This window comes from Ideonella sp., assembly GCF_035254525.1.
Taxonomy (GTDB): domain Bacteria; phylum Pseudomonadota; class Gammaproteobacteria; order Burkholderiales; family Burkholderiaceae_C; genus Ideonella.
The window spans coordinates 11,691-27,221 of the sequence record NZ_DATFAN010000141.1 but is presented as its reverse complement, the minus strand read 5'-3'; the positions used below and the strand labels follow the sequence as shown (position 1 = coordinate 27,221).

Below are 15,531 nucleotides of genomic sequence, written 5' to 3'. Positions count from 1 at the left end.
CCGGGAGTCACCCCATGAACCACAGCCATCTCATCGCCACCGGCCTGCTGGCCCTGGCCGCCAGCGCGCAGGCCACCTCGCCGGCGTCGATCTACTGCCCGCCGATCGGCTTCGTGACCGGCAACACCGCCTTGAACGCCAACTTCGAGAACGCCCAGGCGGGCGTGCCGGTCGGCACCACCACCTGCTGGACGCCGCGCTCGGGCTCCACCGATTCGGCCGCCGCGAACTGGACGATGCACAGCAGCAACGACGGCGACAAGGTCTGCTCGACATTGGTGCCCTCGAACGCCCCCTACGCCAAGGGCAGCCTGATGCTGAAGTTCCAGGCCGGCGGCAACGAAGGCGGCGTCTTCCAGAGCATTCCCGCCGTGCCGGGCAAAACCTACATGTTCTCGGCCTGGGTCAAGGTCAGCAAGGGCCAGGTCGCCATGCAGTCCAGCGCCGGCAACACCGGCCCGGTGAGCTGGAGCACCAAGCACGGCGAATGGGAAGAGCTGCGCGTGTGCACCGATTCGACCGGCGCCACCGACACGATGGTCATCTACAACCAGGACCCGAACGGCGGCGTGTTCTACGTCGACCGGGTCGAGCTGCGCGAGACCGTGCCGGGGCCCTGACGGTTCGCCCGCCCGGGTCAGAACAGGCCCGGTTGCTGCGCCGATGCGCCACCCAGCGCGGCGCCCTCGAGCTGCAGCAGCATCAACTTGGCGTGCAACCCGCCCGGGCCGGAGAAGCCGCCGGCCTGGCCGCGGGCGGCCATCACGCGGTGGCAGGGCACCAGCGGGGCGTAGTGGTTGCGCGCCAGGGCCTGGCCGACGGCGCGGGCGACCGCCGGGCCGCCCAGCTCGGCGGCGAGCTCGCCGTAGCTGCGGGTCTGCCCCGGCGGAATTCGCCGGGCCAGCGCGTAGACCCGGCGGTGAAACTCGGGCACGTCGGCATCGGCCAGCGGCACGTCCTCCAGCGTGTCCGGCGCGCCTTGCAGCGCGGCGGCCAGGCGCCGGAACACGTCGGCCATCGCCGGCGGCGGCTCGACTTCGGCCAGGTGCGCGTAGCGCTGCTGCATGCGCCGACGGGTCAGCTCCGGCGTGGCCTCGGGCAGCTGCCCGCCGCAGACGGCCAGCGCGTCGTTCCACGCCAGGCCGACCAGGCCCGCCGGGGTGTCGATGAACGCGAAGCCGGCCCTCACCTCGTCTCCCTGACCTCGCATTCGGCCGCTCGCGACGAGGACCGCAAACCCAATCAAGCGGCGTGCGCGGATCCGGCTTTGCCGGTCCGCTGCGCGAGCCCCCACGGGGGGCAGCCCCCGGAAGGGGGCGTGGGGGCAACGTTCACTGGGGAACGAAGCCGGTCGCCTTGATGATCTTGGCCCAGGTGGCGGTGTAGGCGCGTTCACGCGCGCCGAGCTGCTCGCCGCTCATGTGGCCGACCGTCAGGCCCATGGTCGTCAGGCGGTCGTGCACCGCGGGCTTGGCGATCACCTTGGCCAGCGCGGCCGAGAACTGGTCGAGCGCCGCCTTCGGCGTGCCGGCCGGCGCGAAGACGCCGTAGTAGGGCACGTCCTCGAAGCCGGCCAGGCCGAGCTCGGCGAAGGTCGGCACGTCCGGCAGCGCGGCCTGGCGCGCGCCGCCGAGCACCGCCACCATGCGCAGCTTGCCGCTGCGGTGGTTCTCGATGAAGTCGGGCACCGAGCCGACGCCGGCGGCGATCTGGTTGCCCAGCATGTCGGACATCATCGGCGCGCTGCCGCGGTAGGGCGCGGCCACCAGATCGAGCTTGTACTTCTCGCCGATCACCTTGACGAGGAATTCGGGCACCGAGGCTGGCGCCGGCACGCCGACGGCGCCCTTGCCGCCGGCCGAGCGGACCCAGGCGACGTAGTCGTTGAACGACTTGCCCGGCGTGCCGCCCGAGAGCGCAAACGCGTTGACGAAGGTCGCGAAGCCGGCCACCGGCACGAAATCGGTCGCCGGGTCGAAGCCGGGCGCCTTGACGACCTGCGGCAGGATCGAGATCGAATGGTCGTGGCTGAGGAACACGGTGGTGCCGTCCGGCGCGGCGGCCTTCAGCGCCTGCGCGGCGAGCTGGCCACCGGCGCCGGGCTTGTTCTCGACGATCACCGTCGCGCCGAGCTCGTCCTTCAGGCTCTCGGCCAGCACGCGGGCGATCGCATCGGTGCCGCCGCCGGGCGGGAAGCCGACCAGGATCTTCACCGTCTTGCCGGTCAGCGGCTGGCCCTGCGCGAGGCCGGTGAAGGCCGACGCGGCGACCAGGGCCAGGGTGGCAACGAGGCCGCGGCGGCGGCTGAAACGGGGCAGGCTGGGCATGACGGGGCTTCTCCTCGCTCGGTACTGTTCGGGATGAAGGCGACAGCGTAACCTGCCCACCCCGTGCGCCACAATCGGCGCCCCAGCCCCGGGCCCCATGCCATGACCTATCCCCAATTCGACCGCGCCTCGAACAACTCGCCGCTGACCGACGACGAGCTGCAGGCCTTCGACGAGCTGCTGCAGGCCCTGCCGACCGACGGCGCGATGAACGTCGAGGGCGTTGACGGCTACCTGACCGCGATGCTGCTCGCCCCGCCCGAGTGGCTGGACCAGTGGCCGAGCGCCGACTGGCTGCCGCTGATCTGGGGCGGCGACGGCCCCGATGGCCAGCCCTTCGCGAGCAACCGTCAGCGCAAGCGGACCACCCTGTTCGCGCTGCGCCACCTGCAGTCGATCGCCTGCGTGCTGCGCGACCAGCCGCGGCTGTGGGAGCCGCTGTTCAGCATCGTCGAGGCGAACGGCGAGGAATGGATCGACGCGCAGGACTGGTGCACCGGCTTCCTGCAGGCGATCGACCTGCAGCCCGACGCGTGGCGCGCCTGGCAGGCCGACGCCGAACTCGGGCCGGCGCTGCACACCATCGCGCTGCTCGGCGGCGAGGCCGATCCGGCGCCCGGCTCCGATGAGGCCGCCGCGCTGGCCGACCCGGCCGAGCGCGACGCGTTGGCGCGCGAGGTGGTCGAAGGCGTTCTCGCGATGCAGGCGCGCCGAACGGCGGTTCCGGGCGCTGCTGGCGGGGCCGGCGGGGCGGCCTGAGCCGGCCCCGGCAGCGTCAGTTGTCGGCCTTCAGCCCGGTCTGCCACAGCACGGCCGCGGCACCGAAGATCGACGGCCCTGCCGCGAGCGCCGCGCCGTCCCCGGCGAGCCGCACCCAGGCCAGGGTGTCGTGGTGGCTGCCAGGCTGCAGGTCGCGCGAACGCTCGCCCAGCAGCCAGGCATGCAGCGGGGCGTAGGCCTCGGGGTGGTGCTGGCGCGTCCATGCCAGGCCGACGAGGTCGCCGTAGCCTTCTTCGCGCCGCGTTGCCTTCATGTCCAGCCAGGCTTCACGCAGCTCGGGGCTCAGGCCGGCGGGCGCCGCGGTGACGAAACCGGCTGGCAGGCCGCGCCAGGCGCCGTCCAGGTAGCGCCGGCAGTGGCCGAGCTCGTGCGCGGCCATCAGCTCGAGCGTGGGCCCGAGCCAGCGCGGCTCGATGCGGCCCAGCGTGGCCTCGGCCTCGGGATTGCCGCGCATCGACAGCACGAGCTTGCAGCGCCCGTCGACGAAGCCCAGCGCCAGCGGGGCCTTGCCCGGGGTGGGCTGCGGCTGCACGACGATGTCCAGCGGCAGCTTCTGCTGCTCGGCGAAGGCGATCACCGGCCAGGCGCCCTTGAGCCAGCGCTGCTCGGTATCGGTGAGATCGGCCGCCCCGGCCCTTGCGGCCGAGGCTCCCAGCGCCAGGGCGCAGGCAAGAACGGGTTTCCAGTACACGGCAACAAGACTCCTGTTGCCGCATCTTCGCCACCCGCGGCCGTGGCTTGAGTCGTGCGCGGCCCGCCAAGGGCCGCCAACCGTGCGCTGATTGGCAATCCGGGCGGGCTTTACACGGTGGCACTGCACGACACAAGCAAAACGGGCCAGCCCCGCAGGGGACTGACCCGTTTATTCTTGTGTTTGGTGCCGGTGAAGAGAGTCGAACTCCCGACCTTCGCATTACGAATGCGCTGCTCTACCAACTGAGCTACACCGGCGAAAGCGCGCATTCTAGCAGAGCGATTTCGCCGGTGCCGGGGGTCAGAGCGGGTTCAGGGATTTCTCTCGCCGGTAGTGCAGGTAGCCGACGCTCGCGCCGGTGCGCAGGCCCACGCCGAGGCGGATCGGCGCCAGCGTCACCCCGTCCAGCCGCTGGTAGTTGATGCCGACGCCGCCCACGAAGTAGAGGCTGCCGTCCACGCCGGGATAGCGCTTGAAGATCGCATCGACGCCCGGCAGCTTGTAGACCAGCACGAACACCTTGGACGCGTTGGCGCCGGCGTCGAAGCCGACCGACGGGCCGGCCCAGTAGACCTTGGTGGCGGCGCCGCGCTTCATCGTCAACTCCCCTTCGCCGTATCGCAGGCCGACAGTGAGCGCGCCCGAGACCTCTTCGCCCCGGATGTAGCCGTTGGGCCGGCCCTGCTCGCGGAATGCCTTCTCGATGACCTTGGCCAGGCCCTCGGTGGTCTGGCCGAAGAACTCGGTCGCGGCGCGCAGTGTCGATTCCTGGTCGTAGGTGTCGTCTTCGGGCGCGGCAGCCCAGGCCGGCAGCGCACTGGCCAGTGCGCCGGCACCCAGGCCGCCCATCAGGCGGCGGCGGGCGGGATCGTGGGCGTGCCGGGCGCCGCGGGAATCATCGTTCGTGAACATGGCCATCCTTTCGACGGGCGCGTGCTGCGCCGATGCGACGAGACCATAACGCGCGGGATGCATGGTGTCTGTCGCCCGATGGCGCAGTCTCGTGTAGGGCGGCGCCTACGCCCGGATCCGCCGGACCAGGGCCGTCGTCGAGTACCCGTCGATGAAGGGCAGGGCGAGCGAGCGGCCCCCCCAGCTCTGCACCAGCGGCGTCTCGGCGAGTTGCGCCATGTCGTAGTCGCCGCCCTTCACGTACAGGGCGGGCTTGAGCTTGGCCAGCACCGCCAGCGGGGTGTCCTCGTCGAACAGCACGACCGCATCCACGCTTTCGAGGCCGGCCAGCAGGAACGCGCGGTCCTGCTCGCGGTTCAGCGGCCGGTCGGGGCCCTTGCCGAGCCGGCGCGCCGAGGCGTCGGAATTCACGCCGACGATGAGGCGCTCGCCCAAGGCGCGTGCCGCCGCGAGGCAGGCCACGTGGCCGCGGTGCAGCACGTCGAACACGCCATTGGTGAACACGGTGCCGGGCTGCGCGCCGTAGCGCGCCGCGGCTTCGTCCTGGCTCAGCAGCTTGCGGGCGGGGTCGAAGCGGTCGAGCGGTTCGGGTGCGGCGGTCGTCATGCCGCCCATTGTGCCGATCCGTGCCGATCCGGCGCCGGGGCTTCAGGCGAGCTGGCGCACCAGCGCCGCGTCGCGCGTGGTGCGCTCGACCATGCCGGTGTCGGCCTGCTTCACGTGGCCGTGGAACAGCAGGTTGCGGTACTTGGCCACCTGCAGCAGCTCGGCGTGGAAGTCTTCGCCGATCGAGCCGTTGTCGAGCAGCGCCGCGGCCATCTGGCGCACGCTGCTGGGGCCCTTGCCGTCGTCGCCGGGCTCGGCGCCCAGGCCCTGGCGCTTGATCTGGTCACGCAGCGCGCGTTCGAGCTGGCGGAAGGCCTTGAAGAACACCTCCGCCGAGGTGACGGTGCCCGGCTGGGCGGCGACCTGCTGGTGTTCGAGCTCGCGCTCGGCGGCCTTCTGGTAGCGCCGGGGGTCGATGATCGTGACGACGAAGGCCAGCCCGGCCACCATCGCGACGATGTCGGCCAGCGCCGCGAAACTCATCATCCACGGCGGCGCCGTGTGGTCCGAGCGGTTGACCCAGACCACCAGCAGGCTCAGCAGCACGGCCAGTGCGGTGAGCCAGGCCAGCACCGTCAAGCGCGCGTGGTAGCTGGCGCGCAGCACCGTGTGCAGCTCCTGCAGCGAATCGTCGCGTTCGCGTGCTGCCTCGATCTGCGCCAGCACCAGCGCATAACCGGTCAGCAGCAGCGCGACGAAGGTCGACACGCACTGCGCCGCGGCGGTGAAGGTCCAGTAGACGTAGTCCGTGCTCATCGTCGCATTGTCGGGCGCCTGCTCGAGCCGCCGCCGCAAGCTACCCAGGGTTTGCCCGGAGCGGGCTTGCCCGGGCAGTTGCTGCTTCGTCAGAAACGTGTAAGGCTTCGCGAAAGAAAGTCCGGATGAGATGGATGAGAAGACCATACTCGTTGCCGACGACGAGCCCAGCATCGTCGTTTCGCTGGAGTATCTGCTCGAGAGCGAGGGCTACCGAGTCAGGGTCGCACGCGATGGCAACGAAGCCCTCGCGGCGGTGCAGGAAGCGCTGCCCGACCTGATCCTTCTGGACGTGATGCTGCCGGGCATGAATGGCTTCGAAGTGTGCAAGAGGGTTCGCGAGACCGACGGCGGACGCGGTGTCCGCATCGTCATGCTGACCGCGAAGGGCCGCGACATCGAGATCAGCAAGGGCTTGGCGCTCGGCGCCGATGCGTATGTCACCAAGCCGTTCTCGACGCGCGAGCTGATGACCACCGTGCGGGAGTTGCTGGTGGGCGAGAGGTGATCGTTCCAACAACCGTTCAGACAACCTGAGGAGATTCCATGGCAGATGCAACCACCTTGGCGGCCGGTGCGCCGCGGGGAATGACCAAGGACGAGCGCAGAGTCATCTTCGCATCGTCGCTCGGCACAGTCTTCGAGTGGTACGACTTCTATCTCTACGGGTCGCTTGCGGCGATCATCAGCAAGCAGTTCTTTGCAGGCGTCAACGAGACGACCTCCTTCATCTTCGCGCTGCTGGCGTTTGCCGCCGGCTTCGCGGTGCGCCCCTTCGGCGCGATCATCTTCGGCCGCCTGGGCGACATGATCGGCCGCAAGTACACCTTCCTGATCACGATCCTCATCATGGGCCTGTCGACCGCCATCGTCGGCATGCTGCCCAGCTACGCGTCCATCGGGGTGGCCGCACCGGTCATCCTGATCTCGCTGCGCCTGCTGCAGGGCCTGGCGCTGGGCGGCGAGTACGGCGGCGCCGCGACCTACGTGGCCGAGCATGCCCCGCAGGGCAAGCGCGGCTACTACACGAGCTACATCCAGACCACGGCGACCCTGGGCCTGTTCCTGTCGCTGCTGGTCATCCTCGGCTGTCGCCTGGCGCTGGGCAAGGAATTCGACGAATGGGGCTGGCGTGTGCCCTTCCTGCTGTCGATCCTGCTGCTGGCGATCTCGGTCTACATTCGGCTGCAGCTCAACGAATCGCCGATCTTCCGGAAGATGAAGGAAGAGGGCAAGGCCTCGCGCGCGCCGCTGACCGAGTCGTTCCTGCGCTGGCCGAACCTGAAGATCGTCATCCTGATCCTGCTCGGCGGCACCGCCGGGCAGGCGGTGGTGTGGTACACGGGCCAGTTCTATGCGCTGTTCTTCCTGCTGCAGACGCTGAAGGTCGACGCCACCACGGCCAACCTGCTGATCGCCGGGTCCCTGGTCATCGGCACGCCGTTCTTCCTCGTCTTCGGCTGGCTGTCCGACAAGATCGGCCGCAAGCCGATCATCATGGTCGGCTGCCTGCTGGCCGCGGTGACCTACTTCCCGATCTTCAAGGGGCTGACCGAATTCGCCAACCCGGCCATCTTCGAGGCACAGGCCAAGAACCCGGTCGTCGTGGTGGCCGACCCGAGCCAGTGCTCGTTCCAGTTCGACCCGGTGGGCAAGGCGAAATTCACCAGCTCGTGCGACATCGCCAAGAGCGCGATGGCCAAGCGTGCGATCAACTATCGCAACGAGCTGGCGCCGGCAGGCACGGTGGCCTCGATCAAGATCGGCAGCGAAACGGTCATCCCCGCGTTCGAGGGCACGGCGCTGCCGCCGGCCGAATTCAAGGCCAAGGCGGCCGAGTTCGACAAGGCCGTCAATGAGGCGGTCAAGGCCGCGGGCTACCCTGCCAAGGCCGACCCCGCCAAGATCAACTTCCCGATGGTCCTGGCGCTGCTGACGATCCTCGTCATCTACGTGACGATGGTCTACGGGCCGATCGCGGCGTGGCTGGTGGAGTTGTTCCCCACGCGGATCCGCTACACGTCGATGTCGCTGCCGTATCACATCGGCAACGGCTGGTTCGGCGGCTTTCTGCCGACCACGGCCTTCGCCATGGTGGCCGCTACCGGCGACATCTACTTCGGCCTGTGGTATCCGATCGTGGTGGCGCTGATGACGGCGGTGCTGGGCACGTTCTTCCTGCCTGAGACCAAGGATCGCGACATCCACCACGGCAGCTGAAGCGCTAGAGTGCCGTGGGGCATGGCGCCTCACGGCATGGCGATGAAGCTGGCACTCCTCGCGGACATCCACAGCAACCTCGAAGCGCTCACGGCGTGCCTGGCGCACGCGCAGTCGCAGGGTGCGCAGCGCTTCGCATTCCTGGGCGACCTGGTCGGCTATGGCGCCGACCCCGGCGCCGTCATCGACGTGATCGCACAGCACGCGGCGCAAGGCGCTGTCGTGGTGCTGGGCAACCACGACGCCGCCGTGCTCGGCCGCCCGGTCGATCCGATGGCCGGGAGCGCACAGGCCGCGATCGACTGGACGCGCGTGCGCCTGAGCGACCGGCAGCGCGCCTTTCTCGACGCCTTGCCGCTGCTGGTGCGCGAGGACGACAGCGTCTTCGTGCACGCGAGTGCCGCCAGCCCCGAACGCTGGGACTACGTCACCAGCGAGGTCCAGGCCCAGGCGAGCATGCGCGCGGCAAGGGCCGTCTACACCTTCTGCGGCCATGTGCACGAGCAGGTGCTGTACTACATCGGCGCCGGCGGCCGGCCGCTGCCGTTCGAGCCGGCGCCCGGCACGCCGATCCCGATCGGGCGGCACCGTCGCTGGTTGGCCATCGTCGGCTCGGCCGGGCAGCCGCGCGACGGCAATCCCGCTGCCTGCTACGCCCTGGTCGACCTGGCCCGGGCCCGCATGACCTTCTTTCGCGTGGCCTACGACTACGCCACGGCAGCGGGGAAGATCCGTGCTGCCGGCCTGCCCGAACGGCTGGCGTGGCGCCTCGAGCATGGCCAATAGCCCCACTGGCGAGCCGCTGCGCGAGGGAGACGAGGTCGACGGCTTCCGGCTCGGCAGAAGGCTGCACCTCGGCGGAATGGCGGCGGTGCATCGTCTCGTCGGGCCCCGGGGCCCGCTGCCGCTGATCATGAAGATCCCGCGGCTGGGCATCGGCGAGTCGGCGTCCAACGTCATCAGCTTCGAGGTCGAGCGCATGGTGCTGGGCGTGCTCTCGGGGCCGCACGTGCCCACGCTCGTCTGCACTGGCGACGTGGAGACGCGGCCGTATCTGGTGATGGAGTACGTGGAGGGGCCGCCGCTCGAGGACTGGGTGGCGCGCGCGCCGCTGCCTGCGCAGGAAGTGGCCCGCCTGGGTGCGGCCGTGGCCGCCGCGCTGCACGAATTGCACAAGCAGGACGTGGTGCACCTGGACCTGAAGCCGGCCAATGTGCTGATGCGCCCCGACGGCAGCGCCGTGCTGATCGACTTCGGGCTCGCGCACCACAGCCGCTTCCCCGACCTGCTGGCCGAGGAGTTCCGCATGCCGGTGGGCAACTGGCCCTACATGGCGCCGGAGCAGATCATGGGCGTGCGCTGCGACCCGCGCAGCGACGTCTATGCGCTCGGCGCGATCCTCTACGAGCTGACGACCGGGCGCCTGCCCTTCGGCCTGCCGAAGTCGATACGCCGCCTGCGCCAGCGCCTGTCACGCGACCCCGTGCCCCCGCGCGCGCTGGTGCCCACGACGCCGGAGTGGCTGCAGGAGATCACGCTGCGCTGCCTGTCGGTCCAGGCGGTGGACCGCTACGCCTCCGCGGCGCAGATCGCGTTCGACCTCAGCCATCACGACCAGGTGGCGATCACCGAGCGCGGGCGGCGCCTGCGGCCCGCGGGCTGGCGCGTGCGCCTGCGCCGCTGGCTGTGGGCCGCGGGCTTCGAGCCAGGGCCGTGCCCGCCCCCCTCGGTGCAGGTCAACGCCGCACCCATCGTGGTCGTCGCCATCGCGACCACGCACACCGACGAGGCGGTGTTCGAGGCCTTGCGCGATGCCACGCGCCGGCTGGTGGCGGCCGAGAACCAGTGCCGCATCGCCTGCGTCACGGTGACCCCGCCGGAGCCGGCGCTGGGCGCCGAGCGCATCGAGGACGCCGCCACCAGCGTGCACATCCGCCACCTCGTGCAGCTGAGGCACTGGGCCAAGCCGCTGCAATTGCCTGAAGATCGGCTGACCTTCCACGTGATCGAGTCGAACGCGCCGGCGGCCGCGCTGATCGACTACGCCAGGGTCAACAAGGTCGACCAGATCCTCATCGGGGCGCCGCTGTCGCGCGGCCTGACGCCGTGGCGGGGCCGCATCGCGACGCAGGTGATGGCCGAGGCTTCGTGCAGCGTGACGGTCGTGCGGCCGCGGGCGGGCGCCGAGAGCCCCGTCGAATGAGCCGGCGGTGCCGCCGCGGGCGGCGACGGCACCGCGCCTTCGTCAGGCGGCCGCGTCGTGGTGGTACGAGGTCACGAGCTCGACTTCGTTCCTCGAGCCGAGCACGACGCTGACGCGCTCGTGCAGCTTGGTGGGCGTCAGGTCCATGATGCGCTGGCGCCCATTGGTGGCCTTGCCGCCGGCCTGCTCGACGAGGAAGGCCATCGGGTTGGCCTCGTACATCAGGCGCAGCTTGCCGGGCTTGTCGGGCTCGCGCTTGTCCCAAGGGTACATGAAGACGCCGCCGCGGGTGAGGATGCGGTGCACGTCGGCCACCATGCTGGCCACCCAGCGCATGTTGAAGTCCTTGCCGCGCGGGCCTTCCTTGCCGGCCAGGCACTCGTCGATGTAGCGCTTGACCGGGGCATCCCAGTGGCGCAGGTTCGACATGTTGATCGCGAACTCCTTGGTGTCCTCGGGGATCTGGACATCCTCGGCGGTCAGCACCCACGAGCCCTGCTCGCGGTCGAGCGTGAACATCGCGACACCGCGGCCGACGGTCAGCACCAGCGTGGTCTGCGGGCCGTAGACGCAATAGCCGGCCGCGGCCTGCTGCTTGCCGGGCTGCAGGAAATCCTCCTCGCTGATGCCGCGCTGGTTGTTCACCTTGCGCAGCACCGAGAAGATCGTGCCGATCGAGACGTTGACGTCGATGTTCGACGAGCCGTCGAGCGGGTCGAACAGCAGCAGGTACTCGCCCTGCGGGTAGCGGTTCGGCACGACGTGGATCGAATCCATCTCCTCCGACGCCATCGCCGCCAGGTGGCCGCCCCATTCGTTGGCCTCGATCAGCACCTCGTTGCTGATCACGTCGAGCTTCTTCTGCACCTCACCCTGCACGTTCTCGCTGCCGGCCGAGCCCAGCACGTCGCCGAGCGCGCCCTTGTTGACCGAGATCGCGATGCGCTTGCAGGCGCGTGCGACGACCTCGATCAGCAGGCGCAACTGCGCCGGGATGTGACCGTGTTCGCGCTGCTGCTCGACGAGGTACTGGGTGAGGGAGATCCGTGAACTCATGAGGCGGGGCTTTCGTTCCTGGGAAGGTCAGTCTTGCAGCGCGCGCTGGACGATCTCGGCCGTGTCGCCCGACAGGTCGGTCTTGGCGGCCACGCGCGCGATCGCCTCGCGGGCGGCCGAGCGGTACGGCTCGGCCAGCGCCCGCCAGCGGTCCAGCCCGCGGGCGAAGCGCGAGGCGATCTGCGGGTTGATCGCGTCGAGTTCGACCACCTTCTCGGCCCAGAAGACGTAGCCGGCCGCGTCGGTGCGGTGGAAGGCCGCCGGGTTGAACATCGCCAGCGAGAACAGCAGCGCACGCGCCCGGTTCGGGTTGGCGAGCGTGAAATCCGGGTGCTTCATCAGCTGCTTCACGCGGGCGAAGACGCGGCCGTCGCGCTCGGGTGCGCGGGCCTGCAGCATGAACCACTTGTCGAGCACCAGCGCGTCGCTCTTGAACAGGGCGTGGAAGCGTTCGAGCGCCGGCGCGGCCAGCTCGGCATGGGCGTTGACCAGGGCCTCGAGCGCGCCGAGGCGGTCGGTCATGTTCGAGGCGTCCTTGAAGCGCTGGTAGGCGCGGCCGGGCCAGACCGTATCGGCCGTGGCTGCCGCATGGCGCACCAGCATCGCCAGCGCGAGGTTGGCCAGCGCGCGCTTGCCGCTCTGCTCGGCATCGGGCCGGTAGCCGCCCTTGACCTGGTGCGCGTCGTAGGCCCAGGCCCAATCGGCCTGCAGCCGCGCGGCCAGGTCGTCGACCAGGGCCTCGCGCACCGTGTGGATGCGCTGCGGATCCACCGGGCCGACCTGCTCGGCCACGTAACCTTCCGACGGCAGCGTCAGCGCGAGTTCCCTGAACGACGCATCGAGCGATTCGTCGCGCAGCAGGCGGCGCATCGCGTCGACGAAGGCGTCGTCGAGCACCGGGCGCCCGGTGCCCTCCAGCGCGGCAATGATGCGGGCCAGGCCGAGACGCTGGGCGGCTTCCCAGCGATTGAAGGCATCGGTGTCGTGCGCCAGCAGCACCAGGCGCTCGGCGTCCGACAGGCCGTCGTCGAGGACCACGGGGGCCGAGAAGCCGCGCAGCAGCGACGGCACGGGCTCCTGATCCAGCCCGGTGAAGACGAATGCCTGCTCGGCCTCGGTCATCACCAGCACGCGCTCGGTGCCGGCCGGCACCGCCTCGCCTTCGAGCTGCAGCGGCAGCGGGCGGCCGTCACGGCCGACCAGGCCGAGCGCGACCGGCAGCAGGTGGGGCAGCTTGACCGGCTGGCCGGCCGAAGGCGCGTTCGACTGCGTGAGCGTCAGCGTGTAGCTGCCGGCGGCCGCGTCGTAGCGGCCTCGCGCCGAGACGCGCGGCGTGCCGGCCTGCGCGTACCAGCGCTTGAACAGCTCGAGGTGGTTTGCCAGCGTGCTGCCGGGGTTGGCGTCGGCGATGGCCTGGGCGAAGTCGTCGCAGGTCACGGCCTGGCCATCGTGGCGCTGGAAGTACAGCGTCATGCCACGCGCGAAGCCGTCACGGCCCACGAGCGTGTGCATCATGCGCACGACCTCGGCGCCCTTTTCGTAGACGGTCGCGGTGTAGAAGTTGTCGATCGCCCGGTAGGTGTCGGGGCGCACCGGGTGGGCCATCGGGCCGGCATCTTCGGGGAACTGGCGCTCGCGCAGCACGCGCACGTCGGCGATGCGGCGCACGGCGCGGGCCGAAGCCGAGCCGGCCATGTCCATCGAGAATTCCTGGTCGCGGAAGACCGTGAGGCCCTCCTTCAGCGAGAGCTGGAACCAGTCGCGGCAGGTGATGCGGTTGCCGGTCCAGTTGTGGAAATACTCGTGACCGACCACGCTCTCGATGCCGTCGAAGTCGCCATCGGTGGCGGTGGCGGCGCTGGCCAGCACGAACTTGGTGTTGAACAGGTTCAGGCCCTTGTTCTCCATCGCGCCCATGTTGAAGTCGTCGACCGCGACGATCATGAAGCGATCCAGGTCCAGGGCCAGCTTGAAACGGGCTTCGTCCCACACCACCGAGGCGACCAGCGAGTTCATCGCGTGCTCGGTCTTGTCGAGGTCGCCGCGCTTGACGTAGACCTGCAGCAGGTGGTCCTTGCCGCCGCGCGTGCGCACCCACTGCTCGCGCGCGACGAGATCGGCCGCCACCACCGCGAACAGATAGCTCGGCTTCGGGAACGGGTCGTGCCACTTGGCGAAGTGGCGGCCGGCCTCCAGTTCGCCTTGCTCGACCAGGTTGCCGTTGCTCAGCAGCACCGGGTACTTCTTCCTGTCGCCACGCAGCGTGACGGTGTAGATGGCCATCACGTCCGGCCGGTCGAGGAAGTAGGTGATGCGGCGGAAGCCCTCGGCCTCGCACTGGGTGAACAGGCCCGAGCCGGAGGCGTACAGGCCGCTCAGCTGGGTGTTCTTCTCCGGGCAGATCGTGTTGCGGATCTCGAGCGTGAAGGTGTCGGCCGCCGGCGCGTCGATCACCAGCATGTCGTCCTCGTGGCGGAACGAGACGCTCTGGCCGTCGACCAGCACGCGCAGCAGGTTCAAGTCTTCGCCGTGCAGGCGCAGCGGCTGCACCTCCTGCGCGGGGTTGCGTTCGATCGCGAGCTTGCTCGCGACGATGGTCTTCGCGGCATCGAGGTCCAGCGTCAGGTCGACGCGGCGGATCCAGTAGGCCGGCGCGAGGTAATCCTCGCGGCGGACCAGGGGGGCAGCGCCTTCACGCATCATGATGGGCGGTCCTGTTCTTCGTTCGGGTGGTTCGTGAGAGGGCGGCTGGCCGGATCGCGGTCAGAGCCCCTGCTTCAGGCTGGCCGCGATGAAGGCATCGAGGTCGCCGTCCAGCACCTTCTGGGTGTTGGAGATTTCGACGTTGGTGCGCAGGTCCTTGATGCGGCTCTGGTCGAGCACGTAGGAGCGGATCTGATGGCCCCAGCCGACGTCGGTCTTGGTGTCTTCGAGCTTCTGCTGCTCTTCCATGCGCTTGCGCATCTCGTGGTCGTACAGCCGCGAGCGCAGGCGCCGCCAGGCGACGTCGCGGTTGCTGTGCTGGCTGCGGCTGTCCTGGCATTGCACGACGATGCCGGTCGGGATGTGCGTCAGGCGCACCGCCGAGTCGGTCTTGTTGATGTGCTGGCCGCCCGCGCCGGACGCGCGGAAGGTGTCGGTGCGCACATCGGCCGGGTTGATGTCGATCTCGATCGAGTCGTCGATCTCGGGGTAGACGAACAGCGAGGCGAAGCTCGTGTGGCGGCCGCCGGCCGAGTCGAACGGGCTCTTGCGCACCAGGCGGTGCACGCCGGTCTCGGTGCGCAGGTGGCCGAAGGCGTAGTCGCCCTCGACCTTGATCGTGGCGCTCTTGATGCCGGCCACGTCGCCGGGCGTCTCGTCTTCCATCGTGACCTTGAAGCCCTTGCGCTCGCAGTACTTGAGGTACTGGCGCAGCAGCATGCCGGCCCAGTCGCAGGCCTCGGTGCCGCCGGCGCCGGCCTGGATGTCGATGAAGCAGTTGCTCGGGTCGGCCGGGTTGCTGAACATCCGGCGGAACTCGAGCTTCTCGACGATCTCGCGCAGGGCGGCGGCTTCGGCCTCGATGGCCTCGAGGCCCGCGATGTCGTCGTCCGCCTTGCTCATCTCGAACAACTCGGTGTTGTCCGACAGGTTGCCCGTCAGGTGGTCGATGGTCTCGACGACTTCATCGAGCGCCTTCTTCTCCTTGCCGAGTTCCTGGGCCCGCTTGGGGTCGTTCCAGATGTCGGGGTTCTCGAGGGTGGCGTTGACTTCCCTCAGCCGCAGGACCTTGCGGTCGTAGTCAAAGATACCCCCTGAGCGCCTGGGTGCGCTCGGACAGGTCTGCCAGCGTGCTGCCGATGGCGTTGATGCGTTCGATGTCCATGGGTTGCCTCGAGTTCTTGGGGGTGAAAATCCCGAACCGGCAATTTTCTCATGGACGCACAATGGCGGCAGGGCCCGCTGGCGTGCCCACCACGACAAGAGGCACGGCC

At 69.6% G+C, this 15,531-nt stretch carries 15 protein-coding genes and 1 tRNA gene; 6 read left to right on the top strand and 10 right to left on the bottom strand.

Going from position 1 to position 15,531, the window contains the following annotated elements; genetic code table 11:
* The first annotated feature begins 14 nt into the window (after nucleotides 1-14).
* Complete coding sequence (locus tag VJ693_RS14315) at nucleotides 15-620, top strand: hypothetical protein (protein WP_324155136.1); 606 nt, start codon at nucleotides 15-17, stop codon at nucleotides 618-620.
* A gap of 17 nt (nucleotides 621-637) precedes the next feature.
* Here VJ693_RS14315 and VJ693_RS14310 read toward each other — a convergent pair whose 3' ends face one another.
* Both VJ693_RS14310 and VJ693_RS14305 read right to left on the bottom strand, forming a co-directional pair.
* Nucleotides 638-1,189: a methylated-DNA--[protein]-cysteine S-methyltransferase gene (locus VJ693_RS14310; RefSeq protein ID WP_324155135.1), complete on the bottom strand. Its 552-nt coding sequence runs from the start codon at nucleotides 1,187-1,189 to the stop codon at nucleotides 638-640.
* A 142-nt stretch (nucleotides 1,190-1,331) separates the two neighbouring features.
* Nucleotides 1,332-2,327, bottom strand: coding sequence for a Bug family tripartite tricarboxylate transporter substrate binding protein (locus VJ693_RS14305; protein ID WP_324155134.1), 996 nt, complete (start codon nucleotides 2,325-2,327; stop codon nucleotides 1,332-1,334).
* A 102-nt stretch (nucleotides 2,328-2,429) separates the two neighbouring features.
* Here VJ693_RS14305 and VJ693_RS14300 point away from each other — a divergent pair, with 102 nt between their 5' ends.
* On the top strand, nucleotides 2,430-3,086 hold the full coding sequence (locus VJ693_RS14300; RefSeq protein ID WP_324155132.1) for a UPF0149 family protein: 657 nt from the start codon (nucleotides 2,430-2,432) through the stop codon (nucleotides 3,084-3,086).
* Between the two features lie 16 nt (nucleotides 3,087-3,102).
* Here the strand turns inward: VJ693_RS14300 and VJ693_RS14295 are convergent, their stop codons facing one another.
* The 5 genes from VJ693_RS14295 to VJ693_RS14275 all read right to left on the bottom strand — a co-directional run bounded on the left by VJ693_RS14295 (nucleotide 3,103) and on the right by VJ693_RS14275 (nucleotide 6,075).
* Nucleotides 3,103-3,798 carry a hypothetical protein gene (locus tag VJ693_RS14295; RefSeq protein WP_324155131.1) on the bottom strand — a complete coding sequence of 232 codons (696 nt, stop codon included), beginning with the start codon at nucleotides 3,796-3,798 and terminating at the stop codon, nucleotides 3,103-3,105.
* A gap of 184 nt (nucleotides 3,799-3,982) precedes the next feature.
* Nucleotides 3,983-4,058: transfer RNA gene (locus tag VJ693_RS14290), tRNA-Thr, on the bottom strand.
* 43 nt (nucleotides 4,059-4,101) lie between these two features.
* Nucleotides 4,102-4,713, bottom strand: a complete 612-nt coding sequence (locus VJ693_RS14285) for a DUF1134 domain-containing protein (RefSeq protein ID WP_324155129.1) — start codon at nucleotides 4,711-4,713, stop codon at nucleotides 4,102-4,104.
* A gap of 105 nt (nucleotides 4,714-4,818) precedes the next feature.
* Nucleotides 4,819-5,319 carry an adenylyltransferase/cytidyltransferase family protein gene (locus VJ693_RS14280; protein ID WP_324155128.1) on the bottom strand — a complete coding sequence of 167 codons (501 nt, stop codon included), beginning with the start codon at nucleotides 5,317-5,319 and terminating at the stop codon, nucleotides 4,819-4,821.
* 42 nt (nucleotides 5,320-5,361) lie between these two features.
* The gene (locus VJ693_RS14275) at nucleotides 5,362-6,075 is read right to left on the bottom strand and encodes a hypothetical protein (RefSeq protein ID WP_324155127.1); all 714 of its coding nucleotides are present in this window, start codon (nucleotides 6,073-6,075) and stop codon (nucleotides 5,362-5,364) included.
* A gap of 130 nt (nucleotides 6,076-6,205) precedes the next feature.
* On the opposite strand from VJ693_RS14275, the gene VJ693_RS14270 reads away from it, so the two are divergent.
* The 4 genes from VJ693_RS14270 to VJ693_RS14255 are packed head-to-tail and all read left to right on the top strand — an operon-like array spanning nucleotide 6,206 to nucleotide 10,498.
* On the top strand, nucleotides 6,206-6,583 hold the full coding sequence (locus VJ693_RS14270; protein WP_324155126.1) for a response regulator: 378 nt from the start codon (nucleotides 6,206-6,208) through the stop codon (nucleotides 6,581-6,583).
* A 38-nt stretch (nucleotides 6,584-6,621) separates the two neighbouring features.
* On the top strand, nucleotides 6,622-8,295 hold the full coding sequence (locus tag VJ693_RS14265; RefSeq protein WP_414652282.1) for an MFS transporter: 1,674 nt from the start codon (nucleotides 6,622-6,624) through the stop codon (nucleotides 8,293-8,295).
* Nucleotides 8,296-8,337: 42 nt separating this feature from the next.
* The gene (locus tag VJ693_RS14260) at nucleotides 8,338-9,081 is read left to right on the top strand and encodes a metallophosphoesterase family protein (protein WP_324155124.1); all 744 of its coding nucleotides are present in this window, start codon (nucleotides 8,338-8,340) and stop codon (nucleotides 9,079-9,081) included.
* On the top strand, nucleotides 9,071-10,498 hold the full coding sequence (locus VJ693_RS14255) for a bifunctional serine/threonine-protein kinase/universal stress protein (protein ID WP_324155123.1): 1,428 nt from the start codon (nucleotides 9,071-9,073) through the stop codon (nucleotides 10,496-10,498). Before VJ693_RS14260 ends, VJ693_RS14255 begins: the two co-directional genes overlap by 11 nt.
* 42 nt (nucleotides 10,499-10,540) lie before the next feature.
* On the opposite strand, the gene VJ693_RS14250 is transcribed toward VJ693_RS14255, so the two are convergent.
* From VJ693_RS14250 to prfB, 3 genes are all read right to left on the bottom strand, one after another.
* Complete coding sequence (locus VJ693_RS14250) at nucleotides 10,541-11,554, bottom strand: class 1 fructose-bisphosphatase (RefSeq protein WP_324155121.1); 1,014 nt, start codon at nucleotides 11,552-11,554, stop codon at nucleotides 10,541-10,543.
* A 27-nt stretch (nucleotides 11,555-11,581) separates the two neighbouring features.
* Nucleotides 11,582-14,254, bottom strand: coding sequence for an aminopeptidase N (gene pepN / locus VJ693_RS14245; protein WP_324155189.1), 2,673 nt, complete (start codon nucleotides 14,252-14,254; stop codon nucleotides 11,582-11,584).
* Nucleotides 14,255-14,317: 63 nt separating this feature from the next.
* A protein-coding gene (prfB, locus tag VJ693_RS14240; RefSeq protein WP_324155119.1) for a peptide chain release factor 2 occupies nucleotides 14,318-15,422 on the bottom strand; the annotation gives its coding sequence in 2 pieces (ribosomal slippage) (nucleotides 14,318-15,340 and nucleotides 15,342-15,422; 1,104 coding nt in all).
* Nucleotides 15,423-15,531 lie beyond the last annotated feature (109 nt).

Bases quoted from the DNA above. Each gene is read 5' to 3' on its own strand.
- VJ693_RS14315 (WP_324155136.1), top strand. From the start codon at position 15: ATGAACCACAGCCATCTCATCGCCACCGGCCTGCTGGCCCTGGCCGCC.
- VJ693_RS14305 (WP_324155134.1), bottom strand. From the start codon at position 2,327: ATGCCCAGCCTGCCCCGTTTCAGCCGCCGCCGCGGCCTCGTTGCCACC.
- VJ693_RS14300 (WP_324155132.1), top strand. From the start codon at position 2,430: ATGACCTATCCCCAATTCGACCGCGCCTCGAACAACTCGCCGCTGACC.
- VJ693_RS14285 (WP_324155129.1), bottom strand. From the start codon at position 4,713: ATGTTCACGAACGATGATTCCCGCGGCGCCCGGCACGCCCACGATCCC.
- VJ693_RS14280 (WP_324155128.1), bottom strand. From the start codon at position 5,319: ATGACGACCGCCGCACCCGAACCGCTCGACCGCTTCGACCCCGCCCGC.
- VJ693_RS14275 (WP_324155127.1), bottom strand. From the start codon at position 6,075: ATGAGCACGGACTACGTCTACTGGACCTTCACCGCCGCGGCGCAGTGC.
- VJ693_RS14270 (WP_324155126.1), top strand. From the start codon at position 6,206: ATGGATGAGAAGACCATACTCGTTGCCGACGACGAGCCCAGCATCGTC.
- VJ693_RS14265 (WP_414652282.1), top strand. From the start codon at position 6,622: ATGGCAGATGCAACCACCTTGGCGGCCGGTGCGCCGCGGGGAATGACC.
- VJ693_RS14260 (WP_324155124.1), top strand. From the start codon at position 8,338: ATGAAGCTGGCACTCCTCGCGGACATCCACAGCAACCTCGAAGCGCTC.
- VJ693_RS14255 (WP_324155123.1), top strand. From the start codon at position 9,071: ATGGCCAATAGCCCCACTGGCGAGCCGCTGCGCGAGGGAGACGAGGTC.
- VJ693_RS14250 (WP_324155121.1), bottom strand. From the start codon at position 11,554: ATGAGTTCACGGATCTCCCTCACCCAGTACCTCGTCGAGCAGCAGCGC.
- pepN (WP_324155189.1), bottom strand. From the start codon at position 14,254: ATGCGTGAAGGCGCTGCCCCCCTGGTCCGCCGCGAGGATTACCTCGCG.